We start from the raw sequence: 564 nt of genomic DNA, 5'->3' as shown, positions 1-564 counted from the left end.
CAGCAGGCGGACCCAGAGGCGCCGGCAGGCGACAGACTCCTGCAGCATGCGTCGAACGAGCAGGCGTATGGCCCCGGGCTTCTTCCCAGGGCGCACCGCCTGCATCGCGAAGCCCACGCCGAGGAGTAGTGCGAGCAGCGCGATCGACGCCGCAATGAATTCTGGCAATGAGGAGTTGCGCAGATTGAACAGCGGTACGCCGAACAACGCGAAGCCGCGTAGCGCGTCCAGCAGTTCAAGGCGACGGATGCTGTTGGCGTTTGGGTAGCGCTGCGGCCTTGCGAGGTCGAATGTCATGGGAGTGCGCAAAGTTGGGTCGATGCCATGCTATGAATCAGCATTGCACGAACATTGCGTTTGGGGCGCCTCCAGACATGCCCTGGGCGCATCACCGTTCGCCTATGCCGTGACCTTGCGTAGGCCGATGTCTCCAACCGGATTTGCGCTGGTTTGGCGGTCTTAGCATGAGCAAATCTGCTGTCGAAGGCAGAGACTTCTTCGCCGACTCATGTTCTTTGCAAAGGATTTCGTCATGAAAACCATGAACCTCCGCATGCTGGCGCT

At 60.1% G+C, this 564-nt stretch carries 1 protein-coding gene; it reads right to left on the bottom strand.

Translation table 11 applies throughout. The annotated features are described in order from the left end of the window. A partial coding sequence (locus ACSFA2_RS26010; protein ID WP_435458206.1) for a hypothetical protein occupies positions 1–297 on the bottom strand: 297 nt, incomplete at its 3' end. Between the last annotated feature and the right edge of the window lie 267 nt (positions 298–564).

The organism is Variovorax cryoconiti, assembly GCF_051216395.1.
In the GTDB taxonomy this organism is placed as follows: Bacteria; Pseudomonadota; Gammaproteobacteria; order Burkholderiales; family Burkholderiaceae_C; genus Variovorax.
This window is presented reverse-complemented; position numbering and strand designations above follow the sequence as displayed.